Below are 19,832 nucleotides of genomic sequence, written 5' to 3'. Positions count from 1 at the left end.
TCCGGCCGCGAATGACGATTGGTGATATGCAACTGCCGCGGATCAGGCGAGCGCGAGGGTCTCGCCGGCGCAAATCACCACATCGGCGCGGCGCAGCGCGAACAGGCCGACCGTGACCACGCCGGGAATCTGGTTCCAGTCGCGCTCCAGTTGCTCCGGGTGGACGATCGCCATCCCGTGCACATCGAGGATCAGGTTGCCGTTGTCGGTCTTGAAGCCTTCGCGCAGCACCGGGTGGGCGCCCGCCTTGACGATCTGCCGCGCGACGAAGCTGCGCGCCATCGGAATCACTTCCACCGGCAGCGGGAAGCGACCGAGCACGTCGACCCGCTTGCTCTGGTCGATCAGGCAGATGAACTTGCGGCTGGCGCCGGCGATGATCTTCTCGCGCGTCAGCGCGCCGCCGCCGCCCTTGATCAGGCGGAAGTGCGGGTCGCACTCGTCCGCACCGTCGATGTAGACCGGCAGGTCGCCGGTGCTGTTGAGGTCGAGCACACGGATGCCGTGCTGCTTGAGCAGCGCGGTGCTGGCTTCGGAGCTGGATACCGCACCTTCGATGTCGTGCTTGCGCGCAGCCAGCAGCGGGATGAACTGGTTCACGGTGGAGCCGGTGCCGACACCGATCACGGCGCCGTCCTCGACATAGCGCATCGCGGCTTCCGCAGAGCGGCGTTTCTGGTCGTCCTGGTTCATGGTGGGCTCCGGTTCGAAGTTCACTAGGATACGTGTGGATGAGGCAGGATCGTTTCATCAGCGAGAGTTCCGGTCGCCCCTGTCGGTGCGCTTATTCGCGCATCGAACACCGGATGCGCGTAGCCCGGCGGTACGCGCGCAGCGCGTTCCCCGGGTACTTGCCGCCAGGCGCCGGCGGTGAATCGCTGCGCGATACACCGCCCTACGCAAAATCAATGCCTTGCGACATGCTTCAGCCGCGATCTATTGCCCTTCACCCGGAGCAAGGTACTCCCGGAACATCGCGGCTGAAGCCGATCGCACATCCAGCCAGTGCTGCCGCAACAAGCGCGGCTGACATCGCTCAAGTACACGGGCAGCGAAGTGCCTAGGATTGCCTGACCAATCACAGGAGAGGCCACGATGGGCGCGACGATCCTCGACGGCAAGGCGGTGGCGGCGGAAGTCCGCGCGCAGGTCGCGGCTGAAGTGGCGAAGCTCAAGGCTGCCGACCAGCGCTTGCCGGGTCTCGCGGTGGTGCTGGTCGGCGGCGATCCGGCCAGCCAGGTCTACGTCGGCGCCAAGATCAAGCACACGCACGAGGTCGGCATGCATTCGGTGGAGCGCATGTTGCCGGCGGAAACCTCGGAAGCGGAGTTGCTGGCCGAGGTAGAGCGGCTCAATGCAGATCCCGCGGTCGACGGCATCCTGGTGCAACTGCCGCTTCCCGCCGGTCTCGATTCTCAACGCGTGCTCGATGCGATCGATCCGCGCAAGGATGTCGACGGTTTTCATCCGGTCAATGTCGGCCGGCTTTCGCTGGGCTTGCCGGCCTTGGAGCCATGCACGCCGCGCGGCTGCGTGATCCTGGCCAAGCGCGCGCGGCCTGATCTTGCCGGCCTGCACGCGGTGATCGTGGGCCGCTCGAACATCGTCGGCAAGCCGCTGGCGCAACTGCTGCTGCGCGAGAACTGCACCGTGACCGTCGCGCATTCGCGCACCCGCGACCTGCCGGCCGTGTGCCGCCGGGCCGACATCCTGATCGCGGCGATCGGCCGGCCGAAGATGCTCGGCGCCGAGCACGTCAAGCCCGGCGCGATCGTCATCGACGTCGGCATCAACCGGATCGCCACTGAGGCGGGTACCCGCCTGGTCGGTGACGTGGACTTCGACGCGGTCAAGGACATCGCCGGCGCCCTCACCCCCGTGCCCGGCGGCGTCGGGCCGATGACGATTGCGTGCTTGCTGGACAACACGCTGGCGGCGTGGCGGGCGCGTCGCCAAGGGTAAGGCGGGGGGGGAGGCAGGGGGAGGTGAAGTGGGGCAGGGGACTTGCCTTGCGCTCCGCTATGGGAGTGTCGCCGATTGACGGCAGGTTTTCTCGCTCTTCATGCGGTTAGCCGCGGGAAAGCTCGCGGACGGAGTCCGCTCTCACCGAACATGCGCCAAGATGTTGAATTTCATACATTTTCAGCCCGTGCGAAACGACGACCCTGTGATTGAGTACGCAAAGGACGCAAAGGGACGCAAAGGACGCAAAGACAGCAAGTGCCGGGGATAACCCAGCGCTGTATCGCGTTTGATTTCCTTTGCGTCCTTTGCGTCCTTTGCGTCAAAAACAGAGTCCGCGATCTTGCGAGAGTCACGGTTCGATGCGCGAATAAGCGCACCGGCAGGGGCGACCGGGACTCTCACCGAGCATGTCGCAAGACATTGATTCAGCAATGATAATTCGGAGGGCGCGAGGGCAAGTGGGCACGCAAAGACGCACCTTCGCATCGAACCGGCTCTTGCGTGCCCTCGTGCCCTCGTGGCCTCGTGCCCTCCAGTTCCATGCGCGAACAAGCGCGCCGGCCAGGGGCGACCGGGACTCTCACAGGCGGCGCGGTGTGCGAGCTTCGCTGCCGACAACCAAGAGCCAACAACCAACAACGAACCTCCACTCACCCAGGTGCCGACCAATCCGCGGGCGTCAGCGGTGGCAACCCGTGGCGCGCGCGGGCGCGGTCGCACTGGGGGCTCGGCTGACCATGTTCCCAGGCTGCCGTGAGGTCGCGGCAGGGGCTGGGGCGTTGCACGTAGATGCGGCAGGCGGTGTTCATGCCGATCTCTCCATCGAGGGCGATGCAGCGCAGGTGCAGCGCGTCCTCCACGCGCATCGCCACGCGCAGCGGATCGATCTTCTCGGTCAGTCCCGGGTCGATGCCGCGGTCTTCGGCTTCCGACCAGTACATCGGCACGCGGAAGGCGGCACAGCAGGCGCCGCAACTCAGGCAGGGGTGGGTCATCGGCAGGTCCTCGTACCTGTACCAACGGACAGGGGCGCATGCAGGGGCGCGGGCATACTATCGGCGACGAAACGGTCGCGGGGGCGGCCGTCCGTTCTGTACCGGGGAGGGTGGCATGAACGTACGTATGGTGGCGCTCGGCGCCGCAATCCTGGGATGCGCGATCGCCGCGTCGGCGCCGGCAGCCTGTGTCGACAACGTGGTGCTGGTGCACGGCAATGCCGGCAAGCCCAGCGACTTCGCCAATACCTACAACGAACTGCGCGCCCGCGGCTATTCGACCAGCCAGATCTTTCGGCCGGACTGGGGCAGCAAGAGCTGTCCGGCCTGCAACGACCATTACGGCAGCGAGGAAACGCCGGTCGCGAACGCGCTGACCCAGGCCAGGGCCGCGTCCTGTACCGGCAAGATCGATGTGCTCGGGCATTCGATGGGCGCCACGCTCGCCGCGCGCGAAATCGCCAAGCTGGGCCTGGCCGGCTCGGTGCATACCTTCGTCGGCATCGCCGGCGCCTTCCGCGGGCTGTGGAGCTGCGGCAGCTATCCCTTCAACGTCATCACCAGCACCTGCGGCTCCTGGGGCCTGTCGGTCGGCAGCCCCTTCGTCAACGGCCTGCAGTCAGGCGGCTTCGCCGCGCGCAGCTATTCGATCAAGTCGTGGAGCGACCAGATCGTCTGCTCGACCGGCTTCTGCACCGTCGGTGGCGTGCACTCATCCAGCGTGCCCGGCGAAACCGGCAGCTACACCTATGCGCTCGGCCATTTCGGCCTGCTGACCAGCACTGCGGCCACTCAGGTGAATTTGATCCAGTAGGCGTGGCAGGCGTCTGAGGTGGTCGCCACTGCGATCTGCCCCCTTCCAGGCTGTCGGTTGCTGGTTGTCGGTTGTCGGCGGCAAGAGCCGGCGTGCCGAGAACCCGGTGGGAGCGGCTTCAGCCGCGATCTTCTGCCGTCGACTGCCGGAAGAGATCGCCGACAGAGTCAGCTCACACCAAACATCCGATAACTCATTGATCTGAAGAGCAGTTTGTCCGCAAAGGACGCGAAGAGCGCAAAGAAGAGCGGAAACCGCTTTCGCTTCCTTTGCGTTCTTTGCGTCCTTTGCGGACAAAAAAGTGGCGCGGGTCGCGAAGAAGTTCGATGCGCGAGCAAGCGCACCGGCCAGGGGCGACCGGAACTCTCACAAGCCAGCGCGAGCCGCTAGCCTGCGGCCCCTTCCACGCGCTCCTCGTCGCTGATCATCCGCAGGCGCACGCGACCATCCTCGACCCACTGGCCTATGCGTGAGCGGAAGCGTCCGCAGGCGGAGAGCTGCACCCATTCGTGCACGCATACGGCGGGTTCGGCGCGCGGTATCCAGCGCAGCATCAGGGTCAGCCCGTCCGGGTCCGCGGCAACCTCGGCGGCCCAGCCGCTGATCTCGGCTGAATCCCAGTGCACGCGACCATTCGAACAGGTGGCCGGATACACCCGGGTTTCGCTGCGGCCGTCGGCCCAGCGGTGGACGTTGGTCTGCAGGTAAGGATACGGGCCGTCTTCCGGAAAGCTGCAAATCAGGCGCGACTGGTGCTCATCGACCAGTTCTCCGGCAGCGTCGTAGTAGCGGCACTGGCCTTCCCAGGTGCCCGCGTGGCGGGCGAGTGTGGGCATGGCTTGCTGCAGGGTTTGCATCGGCGTTCTCCTTTGCCGTGAGCTTAGGCGCGATGGGACCGGCGGCATTGATCGCCGTCATTCCAGATCCAGGCGCCCACCCTCGGGGAACTGGAAGAAGCCCTGTGGGCCCGGCCAGTAGAACCACAGCTCCGATTGCCCGGCCAGGATGTCGAGGAATTCCTCGTTCAACTGGCCGACCAGTTCGCCCAGGTCCTGGGTGGGCGGCAGCAGTTTCAGGTCCAACGTGCGCTGGCGCGTGGCCCAGTCCAGGCGCACGCTGAAGCAGCGCCTGGCACCCGGCAGTTGCAGGGCGAGCTTGAGCACACCGCTGCGCCACCAGGCCGGGCGTCCGTCCGGGAAGCGCACCGGCACCAGTCCGGTGTTGGGGCGCGGCGGGGTATCCGCCGCCACGCACACCAGGCCGCCGTCCGCAATGGTGGCGGCGATCCGTTCGCGCGCGCCGCCGGTGCCGATGCCGGCATTGCCGCACACCTGCGCGACCATCCACAGCCGCAGGCGCATGTAGCCGTAGCGCAGCCAGCCGACGCCGGGCGGGCGGGCGTCGAGCGAGCGGTAGACCAGGTAGACGTGGTAGCCGGCGGCGCGCAGGGTCGCCAGCGCCGGCAGGCCCTGGTTGAAGTTGTAGAAGAAGCACAAACCGCCCGAGGCGGGCGCGGTGTCGTGGCGCGTCAGCGGCATGGTGCGCGCCAGGCCGCGCCAGCCGCGTCCGAGTGCGCGGAACAGGTCGGCGTGTTCCAGCAGGAAGCCGAAGCGGAAGCGGCGGTCGAACTCCGGATCGTTCGCCGCGAGGCCGAGCATCTGGCGTCCACCGCGGCTGCCGCCGACCTCCTCGCGCATCAGCAGCCGGCTTCCGGCCAGCCACCAGTAGATCGCCAGGCACCAGTGCCATGGCAACACCGCGGCCAGGCCCGGCACCAGCCACAGCGACAGCAGGTCGCGCAGTTCGCGCTTGATGGCCAGCCACGGGGACATGCGATCGGCGCAGGGTGGAAACCCGCCAGTCTACGCAAGTCGAAGGATTACTCGAATCCGTTGCCGAACAGCGCATCGCCATCGGCCCAGACCGGGCGCGCATCGGTCACGACGATGCCTTGCGCGTCGGCCCGCAGCGCGGTGGTCGTGGCGCCGACCGTCAGGCTGCCACCCGATGAGGCCATGCCCTTCTGCAGCGTCAGGCTGGCGCTGCCTCGGGTCGGATGGCTCAGGCTCAGGGTCCAGTTGCTCCCGTTGTCGACCAGCGCGGCGCCGAGTTGGGCTTCACCGTTGTCGTAACCGGTCACGACGTTGAGGAAGTAACTCTCCGCGCTGCCGATCGAATCCAGTTCCAGCCGGTACTGCCCCGCCTGCTCGTCGCCGGGCAGATCCTCGTCGATCAGACGGAAGCTCGGCGCAGCCGGCAGCAAGGTGATCAACTCTGCCGTCTGCGACCCCAGAACAGCGGAGAGCCGGTTGCCGCTGGCGGTCGGCTGGGTCTCGAAGTGCATGACGAAGGTGCGCCGCACCTGGTCCGCGGTCAGATGCGGACCGCTCAGCAGCCAGCCGCCGCCGTTGTACCAGGGCAACAGCGAATCGGCCGATCCGCGCATGCGGTCGAGGATCACCAGCGCCTCAAGCGGGCGGATGAACACGAATTCGCGCACCGCCTTGTCGGCGTAGGGCCAGTCGACCCTACTGTCCGGCATGTTGCGGTAGGCGTCGGAGTAGTCGATGGCGACGAAACTGAACTGAGGCGCGTGCTGCAGCCGCACCACATCCGGCAGGCCCCGCGGGTTCTCGCCGCGGTCGCCACCCGGCGGGATCACGCGCGGCCCGCTGCCGACCCAGCGCCCGGTATTCCAGCCTTCGAACAGCAGCGTGTTGTGCGCCAGCGGGTGTTCGGTGTCGATGCTGCCGGTGCCCATGAAGCCGCGCAGCTGGTCCGAATAGCCGGCGCTCTCGCGGGTCAGGAAGCGGCCCTTGCGCCAGACCTGGAAACTGCCGCCGTCGTAATGCCGGTGTTCGATGTGCCCCGGGGTGCCGAGCTGCAGGTGCACGGCCATCGCGCTGGCGTCGTGGCTGGTGCGGCTGTCGAGCACCCCGGCGCCCGGGGCGTAGTAGTCGAGCGGCAGTTCGCCGTAGTCGGCGACACTGCCAGTGCCGCCGAGCGCGTCGAACAGCCAGCGGCGCCCGGCACCGGTCTGCGCCAGCCAGGCGCGCGCGTGGCGCGCATTGCCGAGCGCGGGCAGGCGCGTGCCCATGAAGCGCGCGAAGTCACCGAGGTACTCGCGTGCGTTGATCGTGCCGCCCAGGTGGAAGTTCTCGTCGTCGTTGAACGGGAACAGCAGCGGACCGCCGGACCAGCTGCCGCTGACCGTGGTCGGCCCCGGCGTGGTGCCGTAGAGCAGGGCGTATATCGCCTCGCGGAAATAGGGCGTCCGGGCATAGGGGTCGTAGCCGAAATCGGCCGCGCTGGCGAAGGGAATCAACGGATAGCTCAGGCTGACCACGCCGTAGTCGCCGCCCTCGGGGAACACCCCACCGCGGCCGAAGTCCTGGTACCAGCCGGCGAACCACTGGTCCAGGCGCACATCCAGCGCGTGGTCGATGTACTCCTGGGCGCGCGGGTTGTCGCCGTAGCTGGCGATGCCCCACATCAAGGCATTGCGCGTGCGTCCCCACCAGTAGTTGTTGGCCTCGGCGCCCTGGTTGGCGAAACCATCTGCGATCTCGCTGTCGAGGTAGCCGTTCCAGCGTGTCACCAGGGTGGCAATCTGCGCCGGCGACATCCGCTGGTGGCACCAGTCGTAGATGACCAGCAGTTCCTCGCCCTGTTGGCGCAGCGCGTCGCGCCGGCTGCCGTTGTTCTCGACCAGCCAGCCGGTGAGGTGGCTGACGGCGGCGTCGCAATCGGCGTTGTTGGCGGTCAGCAGGCCGCGCAGCGCGCGCTCGAACTGGATGTCGCTGCCCTGCGGTGTGAACGGTGTCGTGCTGAAGTGGGCCTGCGCCTGCGTCAGGCGCGCGGCATTGCCGAACCACAGGCGCGGATGGCCTGTCGGAATCTGCAGATTGGCGGCGCCCGCGCTGCAGGCGATGAGACAGGCCAGGAGCGGCAGGAATTTCGGCATCACTTGGTGACCTGTGTGAAGGATCGGTGCAAAGGTTAGCGCGAACCGGTGCGCCGGAGTGTGTTCCTTGCCTGGGTTCGAGCGCGGTCTCGTGGCGGGTTGGGACATACTGCATCGATGAACGAGCCTCGACACTCCAAGTACCAGCGCCTCATCGATTTCTGCATCGACCTGCCGGACGAACCCTGCGCAATCGTGCATCCCTGCGACGAGCCGTCGCTTTCCGGCGCGATCCGTGCCGCCCAGATGGGCTTGATCAAGCCGATCCTGGTCGGGCCGCGGGCACGCATCGAGGCGGCCGCCGCCGAGGCCGGGCTCGATATCACGCCCTATGAGCTGATCGATACGGCGCACAGCCATGAATCTGCAGCGCGCGGGACCCAGCTCGTGGCCCAAGGCCGTGCGACCATGCTGATGAAAGGCAGCCTGCACACCGATGAGCTGCTGGGATCGGTGGTGTCGCGCGAAGCCGGGTTGCGTACCGAACGGCGCATCAGCCACTGCTTCGTGATGGATGTGCCGCTCCTCGATCGCGTGGTGATCATCGCCGACGCGGCGATCAACATCTTTCCGACGCTGGCAGAGAAAGTCGACATCGTGCAGAACGCGATCGACCTGGCGCAGGCGTTGGGCAATCCCCAGCCCAAGGTGGCCATCCTGTCTGCCACCGAGTCGGTCAACCCGAAGATCCAGTCGACCATCGAGGCAGCCGCGCTGTGCAAGATGGCCGATCGCGGACAGATCACCGGTGGGCTGCTGGATGGTCCGCTGGCGTTGGACAATGCGGTGAGCCTGACTGCTGCGCGCATCAAGAAGCTCGATTCGCCAGTCGCCGGTCGTGCCGACATCCTGATCGCGCCGGACCTCGAGGCCGGCAACATGCTGGCGAAGAGCTTGTCCTTCATGGCTGACGCGGATGCGGCCGGAATCGTTGTCGGCGCACGCGTGCCGATCATCCTGACCAGCCGCGCCGACACGCTGGAGGCGCGTCTGGCCTCGGTCGCGATCGCGGTGCTGCTGGTGCATCACCGGACGCAGCGGATGAAATCGGCCTTGAGTGGCGCCTGAGCAATGCGCGTGCTGGTACTCAACGCCGGTTCGTCCAGCCTGAAGTTCGCGCTTTACGACGGTGCCCGTGGCACGCTGGCCGTGCGCGTTCGCGGGAGCGTCAGTGACATTGGCGGCGCCCCGCGTTTCAGTGGGCGCAGCAGCGATGGCAGCGTGTTGCCCGAGCTTGGCTTGAGCGAAGCGGGCCAGGCAGAGGCGCTTGACTGGCTGCTGGACCACCTGGCGCGTACCGGCCATGGATATGACGCGGTAGGTCACCGCGTGGTGCATGGCGGCATGGACCTCGCCGCGCCGGTTCGGGTCGATGCGCAGGTGCTCGCCGCGCTGGAGGCGCTGGTGCCCCTGGCGCCACTGCATCAGCCGCACAACCTGGCGGCAATCCGCGAGATCGCGCTGCGCCATCCCGAACTGCCGCAAGTGGCGTGCTTCGACACCGCCTTCCACCGCAGCCACGCCGAGGTCGAGCAGCGCTATGCCCTGCCGGATGCGCTGCACCGGCAGGGCATCCGTCGCTACGGTTTTCACGGGCTCTCCTACGAGTACATCGCTGCCGTGTTGCCGCAGGTCGATGCGCGCGCGGCGGCCGGCAAGACCATCGTGCTGCACCTCGGCAACGGCGCCAGCCTGTGCGCGCTGGAAGCCGGCCGCAGCGTCGCCAGCAGCATGGGGTTCTCTGCGCTGGACGGGATTCCGATGGCCACCCGCTGCGGCCAGGTCGATCCGGGCGTGCTGCTGCACCTGATGGCGGCGCACGGAATGGACGCCGCTGCGCTGGAAGAGTTGCTCTATCGGCGCTCGGGGTTGCTCGGTATTTCCGGCGTGTCGAGCGACATGCGTGTGCTGCTCGCCAGCGATGTTCCGGGTGCGCGCGCCGCCATCGAACACTTCGTGCACCGCATCGTGCGCGAGGTCGGCGCGCTGGCAGCCACGCTCGGTGGCCTCGACGCGTTGGTGTTCACCGCCGGCATCGGCGAGCACGCCGCGCCGGTTCGCGCTGCGGTGGTGGAGCGCCTCGGCTGGCTCGGCGTCACGCTCGACCCCGCGGCCAACGCGGCGAACGCGGTGCGCATCAGCCGTCACGACAGTCGCATCGCCGTGCACGTGATCGCCACCGACGAGGAACAGGTGATCGCGCGCGAGACCCTCGCGCTGTTGTGAGATCGCGTCAGCGCTTGAACGCGGAGACGCGGGCCCCCCCCCCCGCCACCCAAGCCGCCGCGGAACACCTCGTCGCGCAGTGCGCGCACCACCGCGTAGCTATAGGGGCCGTCGGCCACCGACGGATTCGGTGAGGCCGAGCCCAGCACCAGCAGGTGCTCACCTTGGTTGATCACGCCGACGCCGAATTCGTGGCCGATGCCGTTGCCGCCGAGGTCGATCGGGTACTCGATTGAGCCGCCGGCGCCGAAGCTCGGGTCGCCGCTGCCGTCCTCGGCCAGGCGCATCAGCGCCAGGCGGAAGTCGCTGCCGGGGCCGGTGTTGCCGGTGTGCAGTGCCGCGACCAGCTTGCTGCCCTGCAGCGCGCAGCCGTTGACGTAACTGACGTTGTAGAGATCGTTGAAGGTGCGGTAGATGCGTCCGCCGCTGCCGAAGCTGCCATCGGGCTGGCCCTGCGGCGTCAGGCGCGCAGCGGAGAACACCAACAGCGTGCCGGGGTTGAAGCTGCGGCTGGCGCCGCAGTCGTATATCCGGTCTTGCGCATCGACCAGCAGCGACCCGGCATAGTCCAAGGTTTCCTCGTTGACGTCGAAGTCGTCGAAGCTGATCTCGGCAACGCCATTGGCACCGAACCCCCCCACCAGCGCACCATTCGCCGTGTACTTGGCGACGAAGCGCTCGAAGTCATTCGGACTGCTGGCCGGCTTGAAAGTGCCGCCGAGGTAGATCGAGCCATCGCTGCCGAGCGCGATCGAGCGCGCGCTGGTGGTGCCGTTGTCGACAGTCAGCGTGCGCAGTCCGTTGACGCCGAAACCCTGGTCGACACTGCCATCGGCATTCAGCCGCAGCAGCAGCGCCGAGTTGCCCGGGTTGTTGAAGTTCGGCGTCTCGATGCTGCCGGCGATCAGGAACTTGCCGTCTGCCAGCACCGCGAGCGCCTGTGCGGTCTCGCTGCCATTGGCGATCAAGTCCAGCTCGGGGCGCACGCAACCGTCGCCGCCGAAGCTGGTGTCCAGGTTGCCGGCGACGTTGTAGCGGCACAGCACCACGTCCGAGTCGTCCGGGCCGATGGCCCAGCCGGTGGCCAGCGGCTTGCCGTCGGCAGCGGTCTTCAGGTCGCCCAGCAGGAAGGTCAGCGAGGCGTCGCCGGAGGGCCTGTCGCGCGCCAGCCCGTTGGTACCGAAGTTGGTCACGCGTGATCCGTCCGGGTTCAGCCGCGCGATGACGAAACGCCCGGAGTTGAAGCCGCCGCCCCCGACATAGAGCGTGCCCGACGGCGCTTGTGCGATCGCCACCGCGTATTCGCCCTGCGCCGCCTGGCTGGTGACATCGATGATCGCGCGCCCGGCGGTGCCGAATCCGGGGTCGGGAAGGCCATCGAGCGGCGGATTGCCGGCGACGGCGCTGGCGCTGACGGCCGTCAGCGCGCAAACGAGGGTACGGGCGAGCGCAGCGCGCGGCTTGCTCAGGGTCATCGGGTTGCTCCTTGGGATTGCCTTGTCCGTCCAGTACGCAAGCGGGCAGGCCGGGAGATCACGCCGGTGGACACCGGCGTATCGTCGCGGCGGAAGTCCCCGGTGCCGATCCGATGAAGCGCATGCTGACCAGCCTGGCCACCACCCTTCTCCTCGCCTATCTGGTGCTGTGTGCGCTGCTGTTCCTGCTGCAGCGGCAGATGCTCTACCAGCCGCAGGCCACGCGGGTTCCCGCATCCAGCACCGACTTCGCGCTCGATCGCGATGGCGTGGTCCTGCGCGGTTGGCGCCTCAATCCCGGCCAGCCGCGCGCCCTGCTGTATTTCGGCGGCAATGCTGAAGAGATCGGCTGGCAGCGCGAGCGCTACGCGCGCTGGTTCCCGCGGCACACGGTCTACCTGGTTGCGTACCGCGGCTATGGCGCCAGCGAGGGCAGCCCCGGCGAAACCGCGCTCAAGGGCGACGCGCTCGCGCTGTACGACCACATCATCGCGGCGCACGCGACCGTTGATGTGCTCGCGCGCAGCGTCGGCACCGGCGTGGCGCTGCACCTGGCGGCGCGGCGCAGCATCGGCCGGCTGGCGCTGATCACGCCCTACGACAGCCTGATGGCGGTCGCCGGCCATCATTACCCGTGGATGCCGGTGCGCTGGCTGCTGCGCGAGCGCTTCGACGCAGCAGTCGACGCCAAGAAGGTGCACGGCGCAGACCCTGCTGCTGGTCGCGCGCCAGGACGAGATCATTCCGCCGGTGCACGCCGAGCGCCTCGCTCGCGCCTTCCCGCAGCATCCATCCGTGCAGTGGCTGGACACTGACCACAACACGACGGAGATGGACGGCCACTTCGTACTCGCGCTGCAGCGGCATTTTCGCGCCCACGCATGGCAGCATCGGCCCAACCCTGGGCCGGAGACGCCGCGCAGTGAATGATGCCCGTGAGACCGCCGCCCGCTGGGCGCGCCTGGACGCTGCGACGCGCGAGCGCGAGCTGGCGGAGTTGCGTCGCCAGGATTCGGCGCTGGCGCGCGAGGTGGAGGCGCTGCTGGCGCCGGCCTCGCTGGACACGGCGGCACCGGTGGCGGGCGAGGGCGCCGGCGCCGGCGACCTGGAGCGCATCGGGCCCTACCGCATCCTGGAGCGCATCGGTACCGGCGGCATGGGCAGCGTGTACCTCGCGATCCAGCCGAATCCGGAGCGGCGCGTGGCGCTCAAGACCATCCGCCAGGAACTGGTCAGCCCGCGCCTGCGCGAGCGCTTCGAGCACGAGGCGCGGTTCCTCGCGGCGCTGGAGCATCCGGGCATCGCGCGGGTTTACGAGAGCGGCAGTGCGCTCACGCCGCAGGGCGAGTTGCCTTACCTGGCGATGGAATATGTCGAGGGCCGGCCGCTGCTGGCCGCGGCCGAGGAAGGTCGCTGGTCGTTGGAGCGCCGGCTGCGCGTACTGGTGGCGCTGGCCGAGGCGGTGCAGCACGCGCATGTGCGCGGCATCGTGCACCGCGACCTCAAGCCCGACAATATCCTGGTCGACGCCCAGGGCCAGCCGAAGATCCTTGATTTCGGCGTGGCGCGCGCCATCGATGTCGAGCCGGCGGTGGCCGGGCGCCTGACCTATGTCGGCGAGATGGTCGGCACGCCGCACTACATGAGCCCGGAGCAGCTCTCCGGCGATCCGACCAGAGTGGACGCGCGCAGCGATGTCTACGCACTCGGCGTGATCGCCTACGAGCTGCTGACGGGCGATCTGCCGTTTGCAGTGCGCAATTCCTCGCTGATCGAGGTGATCCGTCACCGCGAGAAAGCGGTGCCGCGACAACTCTCCGCCCTCAGGCCCGAGTATCGCGGCGAACTTGAGATCATCGTGATGAAGGCGCTCGCCGGCGACGCGCAGGCGCGCTACCAGAGCGCGCAGGCGCTGGCGGACGATCTCACGTGCTATCTCGAACATCGCCCCATCCTGGCGCGCGCGCCGAGCGCCTGGTACCTCGCGCGCAAGTTCGTGCGGCGTAACCGCATCGCGGTGGCGGCCGCCTCGGTGGTGCTGGTGGCGCTGGTGGTCGCGACGGTCGTCAGCCTGCGTGCCGCCGAACGCGCCACCCGCGCGCTGGCCGAGGCCACCGCGCGCAGCGCCGAGCTTTCGGCGGTCAACGATTTCGTCGAGCAGATGCTGGTCAGCGCGGATCCCGAGACCGGCGGCAGCCAGGATCGCCCACTGCACGAGGTGCTGGATGGCGCCGAGCTGGCGCTGGCCGGCCTGCGCGAGCCGCGCGCCGCGGGCCAGGTGGCGATGCTGCTGGCGCGCACCTGGGGCGGCCTGGGCGACAGTGCGCGCGCGGAGAAGCTGTTGGATCGCGCACAGCCGTGGGTGGAACAGGGCTTCGGTGCGCACAGCCCCGAGCGCTTCCGCCTGGAGCAGATGCGCGCCGACGAACTCGGACGCCGCGGCGAGCTGGATGCCGCGCTCGCCGCCTACGATGGACTGCTGCGCGACATGCGCAGCGTCGGCCTGGATCCGGGCCTGGCCGCCGACCGCGTGCGCCTGGCGCAGGCGCAGGTGATGCAGGGCAAGGGCGAGGCCGAGGCGGCGGTGGTGCAGTTGAAAGAGGTGCTGGCGCGCAGCGGCGACGCGCTTCAGCGCGAATCGCCGGAGGAATACGACGGCGCGCGCTACAACCTCGCCTATGCCCAGTTGTTCCTCGGTGATTTTCCGGCGGCCGAGGCGCTGCTGCGCGAGGTGATGGCCAGCGAGAGCGCGCGCCTCGGCCCAGACCACCCGCAGACCCTGTACACGGTCAAGGCGCTGGGCCAGGCGCTGCACCGCCAGGGCCGGTTGCCGGAAGCCGAGCCGCTGTACCGGATGGTCTACGAGAAGCGCAAGGCGGCTTACGGCGAGGGCCACCGCAGCACGCTCAACGCGGCAACCCAATTGGCCGCCGGTCTGGTCTCGCTGCAACGGCCGGCCGAGGCCGAGCCGATCCTGCGCGAGGTGATCGCGGCGATGGAAAAGAATGGCGAGTCGCGTTCGCCGCAGTTCATCGCCAACCTGAACATCCTTGCAGGTGCGCTGGCGCAATCGGAGCAGTTGGACGAGGCGCTGGCGCTGACCGGACGCGGCATGGCGATCGAAGCGGATATCGGATCGCCAAACCAAGAGACGCTGGCCGCGCGCAACCAGCACGCCACGCTGTTGCTGAAGCTCGGCCGCGTGGACGAGGCCGCGCGCGAGTTCGCCGAACTGCTGCCGCTGGTCGAGCAGACCCTCGGCCGCGAGCACATCCATTACGCCAGTTTCAGCAGCCAGGCGGCCGCGTGCGATCTGGCGCGCCAGCGTTTCGATGCCGCGCGCGAGCGCCTGGAGGCGGTCTTGCCGGCGCTGGAAGCGCGCTTCGGCCCCACCCACGCGCGCACCCGCGAGGCCTACCAGCGCCTGGCTGATGCCTGGACCGGACTGGGCGACGAAGCGCGCGCTGCGGAGTTCCGCGCCAAGGCCCAGCCTGCGCCTTGAGCGCCGGCAGCGCCGACGCTATCGCTGCAGGACACCCCGCAACCGCTTGCCGTTCGGCAGGCTGATAGAGACCCGCGTGCCATCGGCCTTGCCCTTCAGGTGCTTCGCACAAAAGGCCCGGAACGCCAGCACCGGGAGCGGTTCCGAGGCCCACAGGTTGTCGGTCTCCCAGTCGCCGCCCAGGACGAAGGGCATTTTGGCGAATAGCCGCTGGCCAATCGGCAGAGGACCGTGTTCCTCCTCCCATTCCTCCAGCAGCGATTGCCCGGAGTAGTAATCGCATTCGTCCAGCAACTGCTCAAGAAAGAGCGTCAGGGTAGCCGCCAGGGGCTCGATTTCGCCGGTCTCATGGTTCAACCGGACGACGGCTTCTCCGCGCACGCCATAGGGGAAACAGAACAGGTCATGGGCAAAGAACACGATGCCGTCCAGATCCTGGTCGAAATCCTTGCGCCATCCCGCGGCATCGTTCCAGGACTCGATCTCGGTGTAGTGGCTGGTCCCCACCGGGAAGATCTCCAGCGCGCCTCCGAAGAAATAGCCGCCATTGAAGCTCTCGTACAGTGGAGTCAGAGAGGGTGCGCCGAGCTTCGCCAGGGCGCTCCGGATCGCGGGCATTGCGGGTGCGGGGAATCGAACGGTGGCCTGACGCAGAAGGGTGTTGAGCAGCTTGCCGGTCATCCGGAAACCTCGGACAGAAAATGGAACAACGCGGATTGGCGTCGGTTTCGGGCTCAGTTCCGGTCGAGCCAGCGACGCCCGATGGTGTCCATCAGCCGGATCAGCTCCGCAAACCCGGACGGCTTGACGAAGTAGCTCACCGCACCATGACCGAAGGAGTCGATCAGGTCATCCGCGATTTTCGACGAGGTGAGCATCACGATCGGGAACGGGACTGCGTTGCCGTCCGCTTGCAATGCCTGCAGGATCTCGATGCCGTTCATCCCCGGTAGCTTGATGTCGAGCAGCACCAGATCCGGCGCCGGGACCTCGCTGCGGTCGATCCACCGGCGCAGCCGCCGCAGACCTTCGCGGCCGTCGCTGACACAGTGCATGGCCGCCCGCAGACCCGCTTCCAACGCCGCGAGCTGGATCAGCTCGGATTGAACGCTGTCGTCTTCGATCAGCACGATGGTGGCGGTACTGCCCCCGTCGCTCAAGGCACCACTCCCGGCTGCAACACCCGTATCCACCAGCCATCCGCAGGAAGCCACCGATGCCGGGCGCTGGCATGCACCCTCCGGCAACAGCCACAGCCTAACCCAAGCGGGACGGTCCCGGTTGGCCCCTGGTCCGGCTGCAACCAAAGTGTTATTCCCGGTTCACGCCGGCAGGCCCGCGAGCCGGCGGGATCAGGCCACATTGGTGTAATTTTCCGCAACCGTCCGGGCCCGCCGATGATGTCAGAAGCGCATGCATTGACCAGCGAAGATGCCCGCGGCATGCAGCAGGTCATCGAACGCCTGCCGATGCCGGTGCTGCTCGAAGGCCTGTCGGGCGGCATGCTGCTGTGCAATGACGCCGCGCGTCGGCAATTGGCGCAGGCCGCACTGGACCCCGTCCCCGGTGGCTGCGTGACCGAGGTGCTGCGCAAATGGGTGATGCGGGTGTCGGCGGGTGCGCCGGACCAGGTGCAGGCACAGGCGTGGAATGCCTGGCTGGGTGCTGCAACCGGTGTCCCGCTGCTGGCCGCGGACCGGGACCAGTGCTTCGAACTCCGGCGCGCGGCGATACCGGCGCTGGGGCATCTGTGGACCATTGCCGACATCAGCGCGCACAAGCGCCTGGAACGCGAGCTGCGGCGCAACACCGAAAGCCTCGAGCAGCGCGTGCTGGAGCGCACCCAGGCGCTCGATCACGCGCGCCAGGCCGCGCAGCAGGCCAATCTCAGCAAGACGCGCTTCTTCGCGGCGGCCAGCCATGATTTGCTGCAGCCGTTGAATGCAGCACGGATCTTCGCCTCGACGCTCTCCGAGCAGCCGGACCTGTCGCCTGCCGGGAGGCTGATGGCAGAGCGCATCGACATCGCTCTGCGCAGTGCCGAGGAGGTCATCGATGTGCTCGTCGATGTCGCCCGGCTGGACACCGGTGCGGTGCGCCCGACATTCGAGGACGTGGATCTGGAGGATCTGCTGCGCGGCCTGCTGGACCAGTTCGGCTCGGTCAGCCACAGCCGGAAGCTGCGTTTGCGCCTCGGATCCTGTCGCTACCTGGTGCGCAGTGACCGGCGCCTGCTGCGGCGGGTGCTGCAGAACCTGATTTCGAACGCCTTGCGTTACACCGCGCGCGGCGGGGTGTTGGTCGGCGTGCGCCGGTGCGGCGGGAACATCCGCCTCGATGTCGTGGATACCGGGCTCGGTATCGCCAGCGAGAAGCTGCCGCGTGCCTTCGAGGAGTTCCAGCGCGTTGGCACCGGCTCGCCTTGGGGTGAGCGCGGTCTCGGCCTGGGGCTGGCGATCTGTGCGCGCATCTGCCATCTGCTCGGCCACCGCCTGTCCGCGCAATCGCGTGAGGGCCGCGGTTCGCGCTTCAGCGTCGAATTCGCCCAGGCCTGGCGCAAACCCGTGGCGGCTGGGGCGCCTTGCGCCATTCCGGTCGCGCCCCCGGCACCGGCACCGGCGCTGGCGCTGCGCGTGCTGTGCGTGGATGACGACGAGCAGGCGCTGCAGGCGATGCAACTGCTGCTTGCCGGCTGGGGTGCGGAGGTCGCGGTCGCGAGTTCGCGCGCGGCCGCGGAGGGGGCGATGCAGCAGCGGCAGTTCGACGCGCTGATCGTCGATTTTCAGTTCGACGGCGATCCCGCGAACGACGGGTTGTCTCTCATCGCAGAGGCGCTACGTCCACCGCACGCGATCCTGCTGACTGCCGACCGCAGCAGCGAACTGGCCGCCGCCGCCGCTGGCGCCGGCATTCCGGTGCTGCACAAGCCGATGCGCGCGGCGCGCCTGCGCGCCTTGCTGGAGGCGGTGCGCCGGCGCTGAGCCGTGCGCGCGGTCAGCTCCGCCTGATCTCGGCAGGCGCCGCGGCGTCGCCCACGGCGCGCTCGAAGTTCAGCAGTTGCATCAGCAGCGCCACCTGGGTGCGGTTCTGCGCGCCGAGTTTGCGCAGGATGGTCGACATGTGCACCTTGACCGTGGCCTCGGTGATCCCGAGATCCCAGGCGATCTGCTTGTTCAGCCGGCCCGCGGCGAGCATGGTCGCAATCCGGTACTGCTGGGGCGACAGCTGCGCGATGCGCCGCGCTGCGTTTGCCTCGGCTTCGTTCAGCGCCGGACCGGCACCACCGGAAAGCGCCGCCGGCAGCACGATGTCGCCGGACAGCACCCGGGCCAGCGTGTCGCCCACCTGCTTGAGGTCGGCGGACTTGGACAGGAAGCCCGCGGCGCCCAGGCCCATCGCGCGGTCCATCACGGCGGGATCGTCCATCGCCGAGACCACCACCACGGCCGTGCCAGGTGCCAGCGCCCGCGCGTGCACCAGCGCGGACAATCCCTCGGCTCCCGGCATGTTGAGGTCGAGCAGCAACAGGTCGATGTCGTCTTGCCCGGCCAGCGCTGCCTGCAGCGCCGGCAAGTCCGCCACTTCGGCGATTCCGGCCGACGGCAACAGGCGCCGCACGCGGCCGACCAGAGCCTCGCGAAACAGGGGGTGGTCGTCGGCGACGATCACGCGATGGCTGGGCGCTTGCGATGGCATGTTCATGGACGACGCCTGCGCTCGATCGTTGCGCCGCAGGCTACGCGAGTTCGCGGCGAGAGGCACGCGCGCGGACGCGGCCGCACGCTGGCGCCGCACGGCCCCAGGCTGGCCGCGCCGGCGCGCGCCTCAGGGTTCACGCCGCCAGCGCCGGCAGCCATACCGAGAAGCAACTGCCGTGTCCCGGGGCCGACTCCACCAGGCATACCTCGCCCTCCAGCAGGCGCGCTGCGCGGTCCACCAGTGCCAGGCCCACGCCGGTGCCCTCCGAGCGGTCATCGACGCGCTCGAACAGACGGAACACGCGGTCATGCAGCTCCGGATGGATGCCGATGCCATTGTCGCGGACATCGATGCGCCAACCGGCCGGGCGCGCGCTCTCGCGGATGTCAACGACAATCAGCGGCGCGCGCCCCGGGTGGCGATGCTTGAGCGCGTTACCGACCAGATTGCCGAAGATCATCTGCAGCAGGACCGGATCGCTGTGCAGAACCAGCCCGTCCGGCACCTCCAGCCGCACCTGCGCGCTCACCGCGGCGATCTGCAGGTCCAGAGCGGCGCGCATCGACTCGAACGCGTCCCGCGCCGGCAATGGCTGCAAGCGGATCGCGCGCTTGCCCAGCTTGGCCAGTTCCATCAGGTTGCGGATCAAGGTGTCGGCCTGGTCAGCAGAGCGCGCGATCCGTGCGATGCAATCGCCAGCGCGCGTCGGGTCGTTGGCTTCGATGGCCATCCGCGCGAGATCGGCCATGCCGCGGATCGAGATCACCGGATTGCGCAGATCGTGCGCCACCGAATGGTTGTAGGTGTCGAGTTCGCTGTTGCGCTTCTCGAGTTCGCGAATCAGGTGCTCGCGTTCGGCCTCGGACTGCTTGCGCACGCTGACATCGCGCTGCACCGACACCCAGTGGGTGTAACTGCCCGAGCGGTCGACGACCGGCGAGATCGCCATTTCGGTCCAGAATGCGCTGCCATCCTTGCGGTAGTTCAGCACTTCGGCACGCACTGGTTGCCAGGCATGCAGTGCGGCGCCGATGCGCTGCAGCTCGGCGGTGTCGGTTCCCGCGCCCTGCAGCAGCCTCGGGGTGCGCCCGAGCACCTCCTCCGCGCGATAGCCGGTCTGGCGTTCGAAGGCTGGATTGACGTACACGATGCGCGGCCCGCGGCCCGGCGAGGGGCTCGGCGGCGGTCACCA

At 68.2% G+C, this 19,832-nt stretch carries 17 protein-coding genes; 7 read left to right on the top strand and 10 right to left on the bottom strand.

Going from position 1 to position 19,832, the window contains the following annotated elements:
* Window positions 1-42: 42 nt before the first annotated feature.
* Window positions 43-693, bottom strand: a complete 651-nt coding sequence (gene rpiA / locus IPK27_03945) for a ribose-5-phosphate isomerase RpiA (protein ID MBK8066790.1) — start codon at window positions 691-693, stop codon at window positions 43-45.
* Between the two features lie 402 nt (window positions 694-1,095).
* Between rpiA and folD the strand changes: the two genes are divergently transcribed.
* Window positions 1,096-1,962 carry a bifunctional methylenetetrahydrofolate dehydrogenase/methenyltetrahydrofolate cyclohydrolase FolD gene (gene folD, locus IPK27_03940; protein MBK8066789.1) on the top strand — a complete coding sequence of 289 codons (867 nt, stop codon included), beginning with the start codon at window positions 1,096-1,098 and terminating at the stop codon, window positions 1,960-1,962.
* Between the two features lie 653 nt (window positions 1,963-2,615).
* On the opposite strand, the gene IPK27_03935 is transcribed toward folD, so the two are convergent.
* The gene (locus IPK27_03935) at window positions 2,616-2,960 is read right to left on the bottom strand and encodes a YkgJ family cysteine cluster protein (GenBank protein MBK8066788.1); all 345 of its coding nucleotides are present in this window, start codon (window positions 2,958-2,960) and stop codon (window positions 2,616-2,618) included.
* A gap of 115 nt (window positions 2,961-3,075) precedes the next feature.
* Between IPK27_03935 and IPK27_03930 the strand changes: the two genes are divergently transcribed.
* The gene (locus tag IPK27_03930) at window positions 3,076-3,774 is read left to right on the top strand and encodes an alpha/beta fold hydrolase (protein MBK8066787.1); all 699 of its coding nucleotides are present in this window, start codon (window positions 3,076-3,078) and stop codon (window positions 3,772-3,774) included.
* 386 nt (window positions 3,775-4,160) lie between these two features.
* Here the strand turns inward: IPK27_03930 and IPK27_03925 are convergent, their stop codons facing one another.
* The 3 genes from IPK27_03925 to IPK27_03915 are packed head-to-tail and all read right to left on the bottom strand — an operon-like array spanning window position 4,161 to window position 7,738.
* On the bottom strand, window positions 4,161-4,631 hold the full coding sequence (locus IPK27_03925; protein ID MBK8066786.1) for a DUF3598 domain-containing protein: 471 nt from the start codon (window positions 4,629-4,631) through the stop codon (window positions 4,161-4,163).
* A 57-nt stretch (window positions 4,632-4,688) separates the two neighbouring features.
* On the bottom strand, window positions 4,689-5,606 hold the full coding sequence (locus tag IPK27_03920) for a hypothetical protein (protein MBK8066785.1): 918 nt from the start codon (window positions 5,604-5,606) through the stop codon (window positions 4,689-4,691).
* 47 nt (window positions 5,607-5,653) lie between these two features.
* Window positions 5,654-7,738, bottom strand: coding sequence for a hypothetical protein (locus IPK27_03915; GenBank protein MBK8066784.1), 2,085 nt, complete (start codon window positions 7,736-7,738; stop codon window positions 5,654-5,656).
* Between the two features lie 117 nt (window positions 7,739-7,855).
* Between IPK27_03915 and IPK27_03910 the strand changes: the two genes are divergently transcribed.
* Together IPK27_03910 and IPK27_03905 are read left to right on the top strand one after the other, a co-directional pair.
* On the top strand, window positions 7,856-8,806 hold the full coding sequence (locus tag IPK27_03910; GenBank protein MBK8066783.1) for a phosphate acetyltransferase: 951 nt from the start codon (window positions 7,856-7,858) through the stop codon (window positions 8,804-8,806).
* Window positions 8,807-8,809: 3 nt separating this feature from the next.
* On the top strand, window positions 8,810-9,964 hold the full coding sequence (locus IPK27_03905) for an acetate/propionate family kinase (GenBank protein ID MBK8066782.1): 1,155 nt from the start codon (window positions 8,810-8,812) through the stop codon (window positions 9,962-9,964).
* On the opposite strand, the gene IPK27_03900 is transcribed toward IPK27_03905, so the two are convergent.
* The gene (locus IPK27_03900; GenBank protein MBK8066781.1) at window positions 9,883-11,439 is read right to left on the bottom strand and encodes a hypothetical protein; all 1,557 of its coding nucleotides are present in this window, start codon (window positions 11,437-11,439) and stop codon (window positions 9,883-9,885) included. The genes IPK27_03905 and IPK27_03900 overlap by 82 nt on opposite strands.
* Before the next feature lie 624 nt (window positions 11,440-12,063).
* Here IPK27_03900 and IPK27_03895 point away from each other — a divergent pair.
* Both IPK27_03895 and IPK27_03890 read left to right on the top strand, forming a co-directional pair.
* Window positions 12,064-12,369, top strand: coding sequence for an alpha/beta hydrolase (locus IPK27_03895; protein MBK8066780.1), 306 nt, complete (start codon window positions 12,064-12,066; stop codon window positions 12,367-12,369).
* Window positions 12,362-14,941: a protein kinase gene (locus IPK27_03890; protein MBK8066779.1), complete on the top strand. Its 2,580-nt coding sequence runs from the start codon at window positions 12,362-12,364 to the stop codon at window positions 14,939-14,941. Before IPK27_03895 ends, IPK27_03890 begins: the two co-directional genes overlap by 8 nt.
* 18 nt (window positions 14,942-14,959) lie before the next feature.
* On the opposite strand, the gene IPK27_03885 is transcribed toward IPK27_03890, so the two are convergent.
* Both IPK27_03885 and IPK27_03880 read right to left on the bottom strand, forming a co-directional pair.
* Window positions 14,960-15,622, bottom strand: a complete 663-nt coding sequence (locus IPK27_03885; protein MBK8066778.1) for a hypothetical protein — start codon at window positions 15,620-15,622, stop codon at window positions 14,960-14,962.
* Window positions 15,623-15,675: 53 nt separating this feature from the next.
* Window positions 15,676-16,071 (bottom strand): response regulator, encoded by a 396-nt coding sequence (locus IPK27_03880; protein MBK8066777.1) that lies wholly within the window; start codon window positions 16,069-16,071, stop codon window positions 15,676-15,678.
* 270 nt (window positions 16,072-16,341) lie between these two features.
* Here IPK27_03880 and IPK27_03875 point away from each other — a divergent pair, with 270 nt between their 5' ends.
* Window positions 16,342-17,922, top strand: a complete 1,581-nt coding sequence (locus tag IPK27_03875; GenBank protein MBK8066776.1) for a hybrid sensor histidine kinase/response regulator — start codon at window positions 16,342-16,344, stop codon at window positions 17,920-17,922.
* Window positions 17,923-17,935: 13 nt separating this feature from the next.
* Here IPK27_03875 and IPK27_03870 read toward each other — a convergent pair whose 3' ends face one another.
* On the bottom strand, window positions 17,936-18,637 hold the full coding sequence (locus IPK27_03870) for a response regulator transcription factor (protein MBK8066775.1): 702 nt from the start codon (window positions 18,635-18,637) through the stop codon (window positions 17,936-17,938).
* Between the two features lie 136 nt (window positions 18,638-18,773).
* Window positions 18,774-19,787: a PAS domain S-box protein gene (locus IPK27_03865; GenBank protein ID MBK8066774.1), complete on the bottom strand. Its 1,014-nt coding sequence runs from the start codon at window positions 19,785-19,787 to the stop codon at window positions 18,774-18,776.
* Between the last annotated feature and the right edge of the window lie 45 nt (window positions 19,788-19,832).

The sequence above is a fragment of the Rhodanobacteraceae bacterium genome, from assembly GCA_016713135.1.
Taxonomy (GTDB): Bacteria; Pseudomonadota; Gammaproteobacteria; order Xanthomonadales; family SZUA-5; genus JADKFD01.
The sequence above is the reverse complement of the archived record's forward strand: the minus strand, read 5'-3'. Positions and strand labels throughout refer to the sequence as shown.

Excerpts from the sequence above, each read along its gene's own strand:
- rpiA (MBK8066790.1), bottom strand. The coding sequence starts at position 693 with ATGAACCAGGACGACCAGAAACGCCGCTCTGCGGAAGCCGCGATGCGC.
- folD (MBK8066789.1), top strand. The coding sequence starts at position 1,096 with ATGGGCGCGACGATCCTCGACGGCAAGGCGGTGGCGGCGGAAGTCCGC.
- IPK27_03935 (MBK8066788.1), bottom strand. The coding sequence starts at position 2,960 with ATGACCCACCCCTGCCTGAGTTGCGGCGCCTGCTGTGCCGCCTTCCGC.
- IPK27_03930 (MBK8066787.1), top strand. The coding sequence starts at position 3,076 with ATGAACGTACGTATGGTGGCGCTCGGCGCCGCAATCCTGGGATGCGCG.
- IPK27_03925 (MBK8066786.1), bottom strand. The coding sequence starts at position 4,631 with ATGCAAACCCTGCAGCAAGCCATGCCCACACTCGCCCGCCACGCGGGC.
- IPK27_03920 (MBK8066785.1), bottom strand. The coding sequence starts at position 5,606 with ATGTCCCCGTGGCTGGCCATCAAGCGCGAACTGCGCGACCTGCTGTCG.
- IPK27_03915 (MBK8066784.1), bottom strand. The coding sequence starts at position 7,738 with ATGCCGAAATTCCTGCCGCTCCTGGCCTGTCTCATCGCCTGCAGCGCG.
- IPK27_03910 (MBK8066783.1), top strand. The coding sequence starts at position 7,856 with ATGAACGAGCCTCGACACTCCAAGTACCAGCGCCTCATCGATTTCTGC.
- IPK27_03905 (MBK8066782.1), top strand. The coding sequence starts at position 8,810 with ATGCGCGTGCTGGTACTCAACGCCGGTTCGTCCAGCCTGAAGTTCGCG.
- IPK27_03900 (MBK8066781.1), bottom strand. The coding sequence starts at position 11,439 with ATGACCCTGAGCAAGCCGCGCGCTGCGCTCGCCCGTACCCTCGTTTGC.
- IPK27_03885 (MBK8066778.1), bottom strand. The coding sequence starts at position 15,622 with ATGACCGGCAAGCTGCTCAACACCCTTCTGCGTCAGGCCACCGTTCGA.
- IPK27_03875 (MBK8066776.1), top strand. The coding sequence starts at position 16,342 with ATGTCAGAAGCGCATGCATTGACCAGCGAAGATGCCCGCGGCATGCAG.
- IPK27_03870 (MBK8066775.1), bottom strand. The coding sequence starts at position 18,637 with ATGCCATCGCAAGCGCCCAGCCATCGCGTGATCGTCGCCGACGACCAC.